Genomic DNA, 13883 nt, shown 5'->3' on the forward strand with positions numbered 1-13883 from the left:
AACTTGATGAAAGGAGTAGTCATGACTGGAAGCCAGCACAAGCGCGAACCTCAATTTTTAGATATCGAAAGCAGTAGTTACGATGAGGGTAGCTTCCCCATCTGTATCGCGTGGTCACTACCTGACGGCCAAATAAAAAACGTACTGGTTATGCCCGATGAAGACTGGGATCCACAAGACTCGCCCCTGCCTGATGAAACCTTACAACACTTATATGATCACGGTGTTTCTGGTATCGATATTATCAGAGAAATGAACGAAGACCTCGACGGAAAGCCTGTCTATATAGACGGCATCGATTATGACACCGAGCTATTAGACAAGCTTTTTGACACGTTTGATGAAGAACCAACCTTTGAACTCACTCCTATTACCAGCCTGATTACACATAAGAACTTTGAAGAAATCATGGATAATAAAAACCTGATCATTCAAGACAACAATCTAAACACCAAACACGCAGAACAAAACGTGTTATCACTACTCATCTTGGCTCGTGAAAATGAACTCCTCTAATACTGCCTTATAAATGACAGATAGAAATCGCGCTTAAGTAACAAATAAATACAAAACTTCAATAATTTGTGACACCCTTCAGCGAATTAGACCTGACTGTTGCGGCACAATCGTGCTTTATAAATAATTAATAATCAAAACCAACTAAACACTAAAAGCAATCAATAAAGTCGCTAGCATCGGTCAAGTATCCGCCGAGTTAACCGCTACGACTTATCATAAATGGGATTCCAACTAATAATGAAGTTTCTAGCTCGCTCGCTCACCTTACTTGCTCTTCTATCATTTAATGTAGCTGCTCAAGAAGCTGAATTCACACCTAAAAAAGAAGGTCTGGACTATATTATAGTCAATATGACTGCTCTAGACTTTCAGTCTATCGGTGGAAAGTACACTGCAAAAAACTGGGCAACATCGTTCACGATGGGCACCTACATCACAGACTACGTTAAGACCGAAATGAGATTTGGCGTAGGCCTAACGGATGACACCGTTCCCGGCACTAAGCTACAGCGTGATGCTAACGGAGATTTAGTAAAAGTAGACGGTAAAAACGTTGTTGTTGCGTCCGATGCAACATTCGAATTAAACCATTTTGTCAGTTGGTATATGGGTTTACACTACCCGCTAGCAGAGTGGACCTCCATATATGGCCAGCTTGGTATGTCTTATGTTAATGCAGATGCGTTGGCAGAACCAAAATCAACCTGGGATGATTTACCAGACACCTACCCGGGTTCCAAGTTCAGCATGAGCTGGTTAGCAGGGTTTGATTTTAAGATAATTGAAGACTGGTATATAACCGCAGAAGCAGGTCGATTACACCGCAGCTCAGCATCAGGCATTCAAACACTTCAGTACGGCCTAGGGCTTAAGTACGAGTTCTAACCCCCTTACACAAAAGTTAATGACTAGAGGGACTATTGCATATCTCTAGTCATTTTCAGACTTCACTAACATTCACCGCAAAACGCTCGCACTAACCTAATGTGAGCGTTTTATATTTCACATGCCAACATTGGTGAATCCTGCTGTTTCGTTCAAAATCTTTATCAATGGTTGATTTAGAAACGTCAACCAACTCAAACGCCGAAAGCGCATCAACATCTAACTTAAAACGTCTTAAATTAGTCGAGAAAACCAACACACCGCCTTTTGTTAACAGCGCCATCGCTTTGTTGATCATATCAACATGATCCCGCTGAACATCCAGCACGCCTTCCATTCGTTTAGAGTTAGAAAACGTCGGCGGGTCGAGAAAAATCATATCGAACTTATCTCTAGCCGTATCTAGCCAACGTAAGCAGTCCGCTTGTACAAAATCATGCCCTCTTTCAGAGAATCCATTAAGTGCTAAATTCTCCTTACCCCAATCAAGGTAAGTGTTTGACATATCAACGCTTACTGTTTCGGCTGCCCCTCCTTTTACCGCATGTATCGTTGCAGCACCGGTATAACAGAACAAATTTAGAAAACGCTTACCCGCAGAGTGCGCCTGTATCCATTTACGTACAGGGCGATGGTCTAGGAATAAACCGGTATCAATATAATCAATAAGATTGACGTAAAATTTACATCCAAACTCATCCACCACCATTCGTTGCGCTTTCTGATCATGCTTCTCATACTGTGAATCACCTTTCTGCCTACGTCGTTGCTTTATAACAACCTGCTCAGGCGAAACCCCCAGCACATCTGGCAGCACACTTAACGCTTCATCTAGTCTATCTTTTGCCGCTTTTTCATCAATAGAGGCTGGCGCAGCATATTCTTGCACATGCACCCAATCACCATAAATATCGACCGCCAACGAAAACTCTGGCATATCAGCGTCGTAGATACGGTAGCACGCTAACTTGTTTTTCTTTGCCCACTTACCTAGCGTTCGCAGATTCTTTTTCAAACGATTACCAAACATGGCCGCTCTTTCTGGGTTGGCCACTCTTATATGTCGGCGACTGAGAAGTACCTGAGACTCTTTGCTATCATCGGTCTTAACATAGTTTTCTGGTCGCACATCAATCATGATCAACTGACTAGGTAGGCTACCGTTAAATAATTTATATTGCTTATAGCTTCTAAGCCCAACCCTTCTACCAAGATCAACGTTCCCAGTGAAGATAGCAGCTTTCCAACCTTCAAAATCACTTTTCAGCTTATCGCCAAGGCATCGGTACAACCCTTTAAGCGACTCAACATCACCTAAACGCTCACCATACGGGGGGTTCGTTAATAGCAATCCTTTAGGCTTTACATCACCAGTTTCCGCATCACCAAGCTCAACTTCAACGCTAGGTGCTTTAAGCTCAGCAAGACTTTGCACAGCAACATTAATAACGGCTTCAAGACCAGCTCTTTTAATATTGTTTCTAGCGACATAAACCACTGAGGAGTCAGCATCATATCCTAGCAACAGACTCCTACCAGCAGCCTGTTGCTGAATACATTTTTCGAGCCCTAGCTCAAATCGCTCAATGGCTTCATCAATTAACGCTTTCCAAACGCCATCTTGGTGCTGCTTCCACTTTAAAAAGCCAAACTGAGCCCGATCAAGTGCTGGTGCTTTATCACATAGAATCATCGCCCCCTCTACCAACAATGTACCTGAACCACACATAGGATCTAGAAGTGACGCGCCATCTTGCCCTAGCGCTGACCAATTGCACCGTTGTAGCAATGCTGCACCTAAATTTTCTTTGATAGGCGCCTTACCTGCTTCAATACGATAACCTCGCCTATGTAAGCTTTCTCCAGATAAATCTAAAGCAACGACAGCCCGCCCCTTAGCCAGCTTAACGTTAATGCGAATATCCGGTAAGTCTCGCGTTACATTTGGCCGATCGCCAACGCGATCCCTAAACTGATCAACAATAGCATCTTTAACTTTGACCGCACCAAATGCAGTATTGTTGATATTTTTTGATTCCCCTGAAAAATCAACGACTAGCGTATTATCAACAGCCATGTGCTCTTGCCAGTCAACACTGTACACAAGATCATACAACTGCTCTGCGGTATGAACCTCTGATTCAGCCAACGCTAATAAAACGCGATTAGCAGTGCGAGACCACAAAATAAAACGATATATTTCAGGTAGCGTAGCCTCAAAAGCGATACCTGCAGGCCTGACCTTTGCTTCCTTTTGCAGCAGCTCATCAAGCTCTTTTTCAAGTACGTACTCTAGCCCTTTTGGACAGGTGACAAAAACTGATAATAATTTATTCATCATAATTCGCTATAAATGAGACCACATTAAGTTACAAACAAGGTTACAAAATTTTAACCTGCTTAAAAGCTGTTAAGTACCAAAATAGTAGACCATCAACCACTGTTAAAACAGTGTGTTAATGATCCTTATGCCTAAAAGAGATATAAGCAACACCTAATAGACCAAAGTATTCGTATACAAGCCGATTTTATATCTGCTTTACTGGATACGTACTCTTTTTAAAAGAGTTCAAGAAAATAGATCTTAGATCAAATTGTTTTATATTTGCGCCCATTACTTTTCGCGCCCTAAATACTTTATAGGAGGTTAGACGTTAATTAAGTGTTCTGCACTTAAGCTCAACTGTTGTTACCACAAATAAATATCGAGGTCATATAAGAATGAGAAGACAAAAACGTGATACTAGCGATCGTGCATACAAGCGCGGTTATCATGCAGGCCTAAGCGGTAAATCAAAGTCACAATGCCCTACAGAAACCCCAGTAGCCAAGCAACAATGGCTGAGTGGATGGCGAGACGGTCGAATCGATAACTGGGACGGCATGATCGGAGTCTCAGGCATTCATAAAATACCTGGTATATCCACGTAAACATAAATAATTTAATCAGGTTCACTCAATCTATATATCTAATGTCATCGCGGACACCAACAGAGAGTAAATACCTATACCGCTGATGCGACTTAATATATCTACGATGTCGAAGCGGGTAATCAACCCGCTACTTCCAGGCTCATATAGAGCCTGGATTCAAACCTACAGCAACACACGCCTCTCACCGACTAATACATCCACAATTCTGCCTCTATTTAATCAGCGTTTTACAGATGCAATAGCTTCAGCAGCCTCAGCTATTAACGACGGTCCGTGGTATATGAAACCGGTATACATCTGAACTAACTTTGCCCCTGCTTCAATTTTATCGGCCGCTGAAGCACCGTCAATAATCCCACCTACACCGATAATTGGTACCTCTTCACCTAACTCAGCATATAGCGCTTTAATTAAATCAGTAGACGCATGTGTTAGCGGTGCACCACTCAAACCGCCCGCTTCTTCAGCATGATTACAACCTTCTATGCCCACACGACTAATCGTTGTGTTGGTTGCGATCACACCATCAACTTCAAATTGTTTAAACGCATCTGAAACAAGCCTAACATCATCTCCTGCCATATCAGGGGCAATTTTGATAGCAATAGGGACTAACTTTCCGTGCTCTATGCTTAGCTTCTGCTGTTCTTCCTTTATCACCTCTAATAACTGCTTCAAGGACTCACCAAACTGAAGATCTCTCAATCCTGGTGTATTAGGTGAGGAGACATTCACGGTAATATAGGTCGCATAAGGGTACACTTTCCGAATCCCGATCAAATAATCATTTGACGCTTGCTCAACCGGAGTATCAAAGTTTTTGCCAACGTTAATCCCCAGCACCCCCTTGAATCGTGAGTTTTTTACATTTTCTACTAGGTAATCAACGCCTAAATTATTAAACCCCATTCGATTAATGATGGCTTCTCGTTCTTTAATTCTAAATAATCGCGGCTTGGGGTTTCCTGCCTGCGGCCTAGGTGTCACCGTACCAATTTCGATAGAACCAAAGCCTAATGCAGCCAGACCATCAATGTGGTCACCGTTTTTATCTAACCCTGCCGCTAAACCTACAGGATTAGGGAAACGAACCCCCATCACCTCAACTGACTCAAGTAATGGCTGCTTAATAAATGGCTTCAACAATCCCAATCGCTCAGAAGCACTAATCAAATCCAAAGAAGCTTCATGCGCTACCTCTGGTGATAATTGAAAAAGGAGGTTTCTGAATAATTTATAAGCCATCGTCTAAAATCTCTCGAATAGAAAGGGTAAAAATTTGGCAAAGATTATAGCAAACCGTCCATAAACTAACCTTAGTTATTCAGTTTTTTATTAGATAACAGCGTATTCTGACAATTTTATTATCGTTATATGAACTTTTTGTCATTTATCCACTGAATCTGTGGATAACTTTGTTGAAAACCATATAGAAGTCGCTCAAAACCCTCTACCCTACGCGCCCATCATCAAATTGATCATTTTTTAACCAGTTAAATAACACTTAAAAATCAATAACTTAAGAAAAACAAGAAGAATAAATACTAAAATGTCAGTTTTATTACTCTATTTTGCGATACACCAATTTTGTGCATAATATAGTCAACATAATGACGTCAAAATTAGAGTAATAATGATAAATACAGTAAACAAGAAGGATTTCAGAGGTATAAAAATGAAATAAAGATCAAAAAACAACCAATCGATAAATAAAATGGAAGGATTAAATAAAAGAGAGCGCTTTACCGTCGACAGTATGCCGCACCACCCTGACATCCATCGTCATAGGCTCAACAAAATTCGCAGTCTCAATTAATACCCTAACAATCTCCCCCACTTTTAACGCTACATTCGCGTTTTCACCCACAACAAACATCCCCGTATCTGACATATCTCTTGTTTGATAACGAGCAACCCCTCCTAAAGGGTGTCGAACTTCCACATCAAAAGAGACCTTCATTCTAGGACGTTTTCTTTTTTCAGCTTCTGATAACATCTAAACCGCGCTCTGCATTAAAATAAGGTTCTATTAACTAGTCATAATAGTTACATTTAACTAAAATTCAACAGGTTATAGCATCTATATATTAAATTTTAATTTTAGTGCCATTATTTTGGCATGAGATATTTTCTCATAGCAGTGCTACAATCAAAAATTAGCATTTATACTGACTTACAACTATGCATAATCATGATATAGCTCATCAAGCGGCTCACAGCACCCAAAAAGAAAACTCCGACCAATTTCAAAAAGAAGCTCAACGCGTCACCTTAATAGGCATGGTAATCGATATCATCCTAGGTGTATTGAAGGTGGTCTTTGGTGTTGTCTCCCACTCTTACGCATTGGTCGCAGACGGGCTTCACTCTTTCTCTGATGCATTAACCGATATTTTGGTTATTGCCATTACCAAATACTCACGCTTAGAGCCTGATGCTGACCACCCTTACGGCCATGAGCGATTCGAAACACTAGGCACCGTAGTACTTGGTGCATTATTAATCGCCGTCGCCGGAGCAATGGCTTGGGATAGCGTTATACGCTTAATTAATTCAACCGCAATTGAAATACCTACTTGGCCGGCACTCATCATTGCAACCCTATCAATCGTCGCTAAAGAGTTAATTTACAGATACACCTTTCATATCGGCACGCTAATTAAATCAGACTTAATAATTGCGAATGCCTGGCATAGCCGAACTGACGCATTGTCGTCAATTGTCGTATTTATTGGTATTGCTGGGGCAATGAGCGGTTTTTCTTGGCTAGATGCCGCCGCTGCGGTTGTCGTCGCACTTATGATTGCAAAAGTTGGTTGGGATTTATCCTGGGATAGCGTCAAAGAATTAGTTGATACTGCGATACCTCAAGAAGAAATAGACGAGTTACGCCAATTTATTAAGCAAACCCCCGGCATCAATAACGTTCACGATTTAAGAAGCCGTCACATGGGACCCGATATTATTCTCGACCTACATCTACAGGTTCGTTCATCAATTAGCGTATCTGAAGGCCATCAAATCGGCTTAAAAGTAACCAAACGATTAAAGCAACAGTATCCTCACATAAAAGATGTGACATTTCACATTGATGCAGAAGACGACGACCATAACGGCGAGCACATTACGTCTGCCTCTTTACCTTTACGAGATGAAGTCATTCGTACCTTAAAAAACGCGTGGCTAGGCACTATTGATATTGATGATAACCATAGAATTAATCTGCACTATCTAGACAACCAGGTATCTGTAGAGATTTTCTTAGACACAGACGAAAAGCTACCTGCTGATATTCTAAAGAAATTAAGCGCCCAAACAGAGTCAATTGATTGGCTTGGGGACTTAACATTGTGGTACCCCCATAAGTAGCGATCGTTATTGACATAAAAACACTCTTCGCACCCGTAACGCCTTAACAGCAAGGCGTTACTTCAAGCTAGCACCTCATCACCTTAACTTAGCGGTGCCCTAATACCGCCTCTTTCAATGCTGAGACATCGTCTCTTAGTTGTGCGGCCTTTTCAAAGTCCAGGTCGCTTGCTGCGGCATACATTTCATCTTCGAGCCTAGCTATTTCTTTCGACAGTTGCTCAGGCGTTCGTGACTGAATATCAACACTATAGCGCCCTCCTTTTTCTGCAACCTTTCTAACCGGGCCAGTCTTGCGCCCTGGAATAACAGCACCTTCCATCACATCGGCAACTTTCTTATTTAGGCCCTGGGGTGTAATACCGTGCTTAATATTATATTCATGTTGAGCTTTACGCCTGCGCTCTGTTTCATCAATAGCGCGCTTCATAGACTTTGTTATTTTGTCACCATACAGTATGGCTGCACCATTGAGGTTTCGGGCAGCTCGACCTATTGTTTGAACTAACGCTCTTTCTGACCGTAAAAAGCCTTCTTTATCCGCATCCAGAATAGCCACCAATGAAACCTCAGGCATATCCAAGCCCTCTCTTAGCAGGTTAATCCCTACCAATACATCAAACACACCTAAACGTAAGTCGCGTATAATTTCCACACGCTCAACGGTATCGATATCTGAATGTAAATAACGCACTCGAACACCATGCTCCATAAAGAAGTCGGTCAAGTCTTCAGACATACGCTTAGTTAACGTGGTGACTAAAACCCGCTCACCCACTTCAACACGCTTATGAATCTCTGACAATAGATCATCTACTTGAGTCGTAGCCGGACGTACCTCGATGACGGGATCTAACAACCCTGTCGGTCTTACTAACTGCTCGACCACTCGACCAGAATGCTCCGCTTCGTAATCACCAGGGGTAGCTGAAACAAAGATAGTTTGAGGGGAAATTCGCTCCCACTCATCAAAGCGCATCGGCCTGTTATCAAGCGCAGATGGCAGACGAAAGCCATATTCAACTAGCGTTTCTTTACGAGAGCGATCCCCTCGATACATGCCGCCAATTTGAGAGACAGTGACATGCGACTCATCGACCACGAGTAATGCGTTATCTGGAAGATAATCAAACAACGTCGGAGGTGCCTCTCCATTTCTACGTCCTGACAAATATCTGGAATAGTTTTCTATACCATTGCAATAACCAAGCTCGTTCATCATTTCAATGTCATAACGTGTTCTTTCTTCTAATCTTTGAGCCTCAACTAATTTACCGTTCTCTTTTAACTGTGGCAACCGCTCAGCCAATTCCACTTTAATTTCTTCAATGGCATCAAGGACTTTCTGCCTTGGGGTGACATAGTGAGATTTGGGATAAATAGTAATTCGCGGCACCCGCCTCAACACCTCACCTGTTAGCGGATCGAAGTAAGCAAGGTTTTCGACTTCATCGTCAAAGAGCTCTATGCGAACAGCCTCTTTCTCAGATTCCGCAGGGTATATGTCAATCACATCCCCTCTTACTCGATATGTCGCACGATGAAGCTCAACATCGTTACGGGTGTATTGTAGGTCTGCCAAACGCTTAACTATTTCACGCTGATCAATTCTATCGCCTCGATCAAGGTGCAACATCATTTTAAGATACGACTTCGGATCACCCAAGCCGTAAATAGCTGAAACCGTCGCAACAATGATCGCATCCTCTCTTTCGAGTAACGCCTTAGTTGCAGACAATCGCATTTGTTCTATGTGCTCATTGACCGCCGCATCTTTTTGAATAAACGTATCTGATGAAGGAACATAAGCTTCTGGTTGATAATAGTCATAATAAGAAACAAAGTACTCTACAGAATTATCAGGAAAAAACTCCCTAAACTCGCCATATAACTGAGCAGCCAACGTTTTATTATGCGCCATTATAATGGTAGGTCGTTTTACAGACGCAATAACATTAGCGATCGTAAACGTCTTTCCAGAGCCCGTCACACCAAGGAGTGTTTGATGAGATAGGCCTGCTTCAATCCCCTCTACAAGACCCTTAATCGCATCCGGTTGATCACCTGATGGCTTGAAATCTGAATAAACTTTAAATTCTTTTGACATCTAACATCCCAATAAAAAAAGCCACTTTTAGAAAGCGGCTCTCGAAAAACCATTATCACACGCGCATATTAAATGCTATTATTAGCTCGTTTTGGGCGATTAAAAACCTAAACCACTTTTTGATGTTTTTCCCTTCCGGTACATTTTAAATATGGCCATACGGATGGGTTATCAAGGCAAATCGTTAAAATAGACGATTTATTACTAACATCTGAACACTCCTTATTGAGGATAGCAAGCTTGGACGTTCAACTTTCTCATCGTGTACAACAAATCAAACCTTCCCCTACTCTTGCAGTAACCAACAAGGCAGCCGAGTTACGCGCAGCTGGACAAGACATTATTGGTCTTGGTGCAGGCGAGCCTGACTTCGATACGCCCGATCATATTAAAGCAGCCGCTATTACAGCAATTAATGAAGGTAAAACCAAATACACTGCGGTTGACGGTACACCTAGCCTCAAGAAAGCGATTATTGATAAGTTTCAACGAGACAATGGCTTAACATACGAACCTAGCCAGATTCTTGTATCGTCAGGTGGCAAGCAAAGCTTCTTCAATCTCGCTTTAGCGCTGCTTAACAAGGGTGATGAGGTGGTTATTCCTGCGCCATACTGGGTTTCTTACCCAGACATGGTTCTCGTAGCAGAAGGCGTACCGGTTATTATTGAAACGACTCAAGAACAGCGTTTCAAAATCACCGCTGAACAGCTTGAAAATGCCATCACTGAAAAAACTAAATTAGTGGTACTCAACAGTCCTTCTAACCCAACAGGAGTTGCTTATACTAAGCAAGAACTGGCGGATTTAGGGACTGTACTGAAGAAACACCCTCAGGTATTTGTTGCAACTGATGATATGTATGAACATATCCTTTGGGGCAACGAACCTTTTTGCAATATCTTAAATGCATGTCCAGAGCTTTATGACAGAACATTTGTTTTAAATGGTGTATCAAAAGCTTACTCCATGACAGGCTGGAGAATTGGTTATGCAGCGGGTCCCCAGAAAATTATAGGGGCCATGAAGAAGATACAATCTCAAAGCACTTCAAACCCAGCTTCTATTTCGCAAGCAGCTTCTGAGGCAGCCCTAAACGGCCCTCAAGATTGCGTTACCACTATGGTCACTGAATTCAAAAAACGACATGACTATCTGGTTGCCGAGCTAAATAAAATCCCTGGCGTTGACTGTATTGAAGGAAACGGAACATTCTATGTTTTCCCAAGCTTTCAAGGCGCTATAGAGGCAACAGAAGGCGTATCAACTGACGTTGAGTTAGCCGAACTACTTCTCTCTACCGTAGGCGTTGCACTCGTACCAGGCTCAGCATTTGGAGCCCCTGGACATATGCGCTTAAGCTTCGCGACCGGCATGGATGTTTTAGAAGCAGCAGTAGCCAGAATCAAAAAAGCGCTCAGCTAACCCTTAAAGAAACAAAAAGGCCGTGTAAGCGCTCAAGTCCTTATTAACTTTTAATTCTTTTAGTAATAAGGGCTTGACGAAACCACACAAGGTTATTAGTATACGCGCCTCAACTGATTGTTCCTCGATAGCTCAGTTGGTAGAGCAACGGACTGTTAATCCGTGGGTCGCTGGTTCGAGCCCAGCTCGAGGAGCCAAGTATTCTAAAAAGCCTGAACATATTTATATGATCAGGCTTTTTTTTGCCAAAAATTTCTCTAGCCACAAAAAAACACAGAGAGAAGAGTTATTCACCCTGCTCTCTGCTTATAGTCATTCAATTAGATAAAACTAGCCCAGGCCAGAATTTAACCACTTTAACTAAGTGTCGCTATAATATCCTCAAGCGACTTCAGCGGATCGTTAGCTTGCGTAATAGGTCGGCCAATTACAAGATAGTCTGAACCAATCGAAATAGCCTCTTGCGGCGTCATCACTCTTTTCTGATCACCCTTCTCTGCACTCAGTGGTCTAATGCCCGGAGTCACCAAATTAAACGATGCAGGGCAAATGTCACGAATGACCGCAACTTCCTGTGCAGAACAAACAACACCATCTAAGCCTGCATCACGGGTAAGTGCTGCAAGTCGCTTAACATGCTCCATAGGCTCCACATCCAAGCCAATATCAACAAGGTCTTGCCGCTCCATACTGGTTAATACTGTTACGGCAATTAACTTAGGTGGCGTACGAAACTTTTCCAACCCTTCTCGACATGACGCCATCATTCTACGACCCCCTGAGGCATGCACATTAACCATCCACACACCTAGATCGGCAGCAGCCTGAACAGCCTTAGTAGTAGTATTAGGTATATCATGAAATTTAAGGTCTAAAAATACTTCAAAGCCACGCTGATGTAACGCCTCTACTATCGACGGCCCACAAAGCGTAAAAAGCTCCTTACCCACCTTAACCCGACACTGCGTCGGATCAAGCTGATCGGCCATCACTAACGCTTCCGCCTTAGAATGATAATCCAGCGCTACAATCACTGGCGATAAACGTTCAATACTCATTCAACTAAAACCTGTAAAAATTAAAATAATATTAACAACCATATAGCTAAGCTACACCTAATCAGCTTAGCTACACCGCACTAAATCACCCACTCCTAACACTCTTTACTCGCCTTCAACACCCTGGATAGGCATCACTGTACCCCACGCTTTACAGCTGGGACACTGCCAATGCAATACCTCCCCTGCAAAACCACAACCTTCGCACTGGTATACCGGCTTACCCTCTAACAAAGACTGAGTAACCTGCTTAACAATCGTTAAATGACGAATATCTGAATCAGATTCAGCGCTAGCTCGCTGGTAATCAATTAAACGATCCAACCCTCTTAGACTGGACTTCTTTAACAAACTTTCAGCTAAAAAATCAACAGCCTTAGCAGCTCCTTGATCTCGATTAAAGCTATCCGCAACCCCCAACATAACACTAGATGAGCTTTGCTTAGCTAAAATACCCTCAAGGTAGCGGCGAAATTTACGTTCAGTGTTAAGCTTCTGTGAGCATTCAAAAAGCAGTGGAATAACCTCAGAAACAAACCGGTAGTTCTGCCCTTCAACCTTCCGAAGTATAACCACAGCCTCAGAGTAATGCCCTTCGATCATATGTATCTTTGCAAGCAATAAGGTTGCACGCACACAACTACGATCAAAACCCAATGCTTCACGCAACTTGTTTCTGGCATCCCAATAATGATGCTGATCTATTAAAGTTTGAGCTATTTCACATGAGAAATGTGCAAGCATAGCCGAGATGTCGACACCTTTATACGCATTAAAGGCAACACCATACTCAATAGCTTTATTCCATTCTCTCTCTTGCTGGTAAATATCCACCAGCCACCTTAAACTCTTTTGACCAAATAACTTAGACTCTTTCAACTTCAGAAATAGTGACTCAGCACGATCTAATAAGCCAGCAGCCATATAATCTCTAGCTAACTCAAACATAACCTCATCAGAGAAATTTTTTGGAACTTCAGGACGAGACATTAAGTTTTGATGTACCAGAATAGCCTTCTCAACCTCACCACTTTTACGAAAATGTGAGCCGATAGATAAATGCATGCCGACAGTATCGGCATTCACCTCGAGAGACTGAACAAAAGAATCAATTACTTCTTCAGAATATGTTTCGAACAGGACTTTGAGTCGATCTTTTAAATTACTAGGTAGCTCAGAATCGCCACCGGTAGATGTTTTTTTGCTCGCCGAATAACCTAAAACCCAACCAACACCAATCGCAACCACAAGCATCAGCCACTGCGTAAACGTATCCATCTGAAGCCTTAGGCCGAACCACCTTTTAAGCGGCTAAGCTCAACTTCCGTATGTTTAACCTTTTTCTCGGTTCGTTTGTTTTGCGTTTTTAAGCGCAAGATAGTTGAACTGCTAGCAAAAACACCTAACAACCCTCCTAACACAAAAGAAGAGATTAACCAGAACGAGAGATAATAAGCATCCGTCTTACCTAAAAGGTAATCAACCGATACCAACTGGCTATTATGGGAAGAAAATAGAATACCAACCAACAGTATGGCAAGCGCAACAATAATATAAATAACTCGCCGTATCAGCGACATAACGTT

At 42.3% G+C, this 13883-nt stretch carries 12 protein-coding genes and 1 tRNA gene; 6 read left to right on the forward strand and 7 right to left on the reverse strand.

From position 1 onward, the window contains the following. Positions 1-21 precede the first annotated feature (21 nt). Positions 22-516: a hypothetical protein gene (locus NKI27_RS12355; RefSeq protein WP_265046355.1), complete on the forward strand. Its 495-nt coding sequence runs from the start codon at positions 22-24 to the stop codon at positions 514-516. A gap of 240 nt (positions 517-756) precedes the next feature. Then, positions 757-1404 (forward strand): porin family protein, encoded by a 648-nt coding sequence (locus NKI27_RS12360; protein ID WP_265046356.1) that lies wholly within the window; start codon positions 757-759, stop codon positions 1402-1404. A 91-nt stretch (positions 1405-1495) separates the two neighbouring features. On the opposite strand, the gene rlmKL is transcribed toward NKI27_RS12360, so the two are convergent. Next, the gene (rlmKL, locus tag NKI27_RS12365) at positions 1496-3745 is read right to left on the reverse strand and encodes a bifunctional 23S rRNA (guanine(2069)-N(7))-methyltransferase RlmK/23S rRNA (guanine(2445)-N(2))-methyltransferase RlmL (RefSeq protein ID WP_265046357.1); all 2250 of its coding nucleotides are present in this window, start codon (positions 3743-3745) and stop codon (positions 1496-1498) included. Between the two features lie 380 nt (positions 3746-4125). Here rlmKL and rmf point away from each other — a divergent pair, with 380 nt between their 5' ends. Beyond that, entirely contained in the window at positions 4126-4335 is a 210-nt protein-coding gene (gene rmf / locus NKI27_RS12370; RefSeq protein ID WP_265046358.1) for a ribosome modulation factor, read from the forward strand. 222 nt (positions 4336-4557) lie between these two features. Here the strand turns inward: rmf and NKI27_RS12375 are convergent, their stop codons facing one another. Both NKI27_RS12375 and NKI27_RS12380 read right to left on the reverse strand, forming a co-directional pair. Then, a complete protein-coding gene (locus NKI27_RS12375) occupies positions 4558-5583 on the reverse strand; it encodes a quinone-dependent dihydroorotate dehydrogenase (protein ID WP_265046359.1) in 1026 nt (341 codons plus the stop codon). Between the two features lie 478 nt (positions 5584-6061). After that, positions 6062-6334: a PilZ domain-containing protein gene (locus NKI27_RS12380; RefSeq protein WP_265046360.1), complete on the reverse strand. Its 273-nt coding sequence runs from the start codon at positions 6332-6334 to the stop codon at positions 6062-6064. 185 nt (positions 6335-6519) lie between these two features. Between NKI27_RS12380 and NKI27_RS12385 the strand changes: the two genes are divergently transcribed. Continuing rightward, a complete protein-coding gene (locus tag NKI27_RS12385; protein WP_265046361.1) occupies positions 6520-7707 on the forward strand; it encodes a cation diffusion facilitator family transporter in 1188 nt (395 codons plus the stop codon). An 88-nt stretch (positions 7708-7795) separates the two neighbouring features. Here NKI27_RS12385 and uvrB read toward each other — a convergent pair whose 3' ends face one another. Next, a complete protein-coding gene (gene uvrB / locus NKI27_RS12390) occupies positions 7796-9814 on the reverse strand; it encodes an excinuclease ABC subunit UvrB (RefSeq protein ID WP_265046362.1) in 2019 nt (672 codons plus the stop codon). A gap of 240 nt (positions 9815-10054) precedes the next feature. Here uvrB and NKI27_RS12395 point away from each other — a divergent pair, with 240 nt between their 5' ends. Continuing rightward, positions 10055-11239 carry a pyridoxal phosphate-dependent aminotransferase gene (locus NKI27_RS12395; protein ID WP_265046363.1) on the forward strand — a complete coding sequence of 395 codons (1185 nt, stop codon included), beginning with the start codon at positions 10055-10057 and terminating at the stop codon, positions 11237-11239. A 121-nt stretch (positions 11240-11360) separates the two neighbouring features. Continuing rightward, positions 11361-11436, forward strand: a tRNA-Asn gene (locus NKI27_RS12400). A gap of 159 nt (positions 11437-11595) precedes the next feature. Here the strand turns inward: NKI27_RS12400 and pyrF are convergent. The 3 genes from pyrF to NKI27_RS12415 all read right to left on the reverse strand — a co-directional run bounded on the left by pyrF (position 11596) and on the right by NKI27_RS12415 (position 13877). Then, the gene (pyrF, locus tag NKI27_RS12405) at positions 11596-12297 is read right to left on the reverse strand and encodes an orotidine-5'-phosphate decarboxylase (RefSeq protein WP_265046364.1); all 702 of its coding nucleotides are present in this window, start codon (positions 12295-12297) and stop codon (positions 11596-11598) included. 105 nt (positions 12298-12402) lie between these two features. Then, a complete protein-coding gene (lapB, locus tag NKI27_RS12410; RefSeq protein WP_265046365.1) occupies positions 12403-13575 on the reverse strand; it encodes a lipopolysaccharide assembly protein LapB in 1173 nt (390 codons plus the stop codon). 8 nt (positions 13576-13583) lie between these two features. Further along, the gene (locus NKI27_RS12415) at positions 13584-13877 is read right to left on the reverse strand and encodes a LapA family protein (RefSeq protein ID WP_265046366.1); all 294 of its coding nucleotides are present in this window, start codon (positions 13875-13877) and stop codon (positions 13584-13586) included. Between the last annotated feature and the right edge of the window lie 6 nt (positions 13878-13883).

The organism is Alkalimarinus alittae, from assembly GCF_026016465.1.
GTDB classification, from domain to species: Bacteria; Pseudomonadota; Gammaproteobacteria; order Pseudomonadales; family Oleiphilaceae; genus Alkalimarinus; species Alkalimarinus alittae.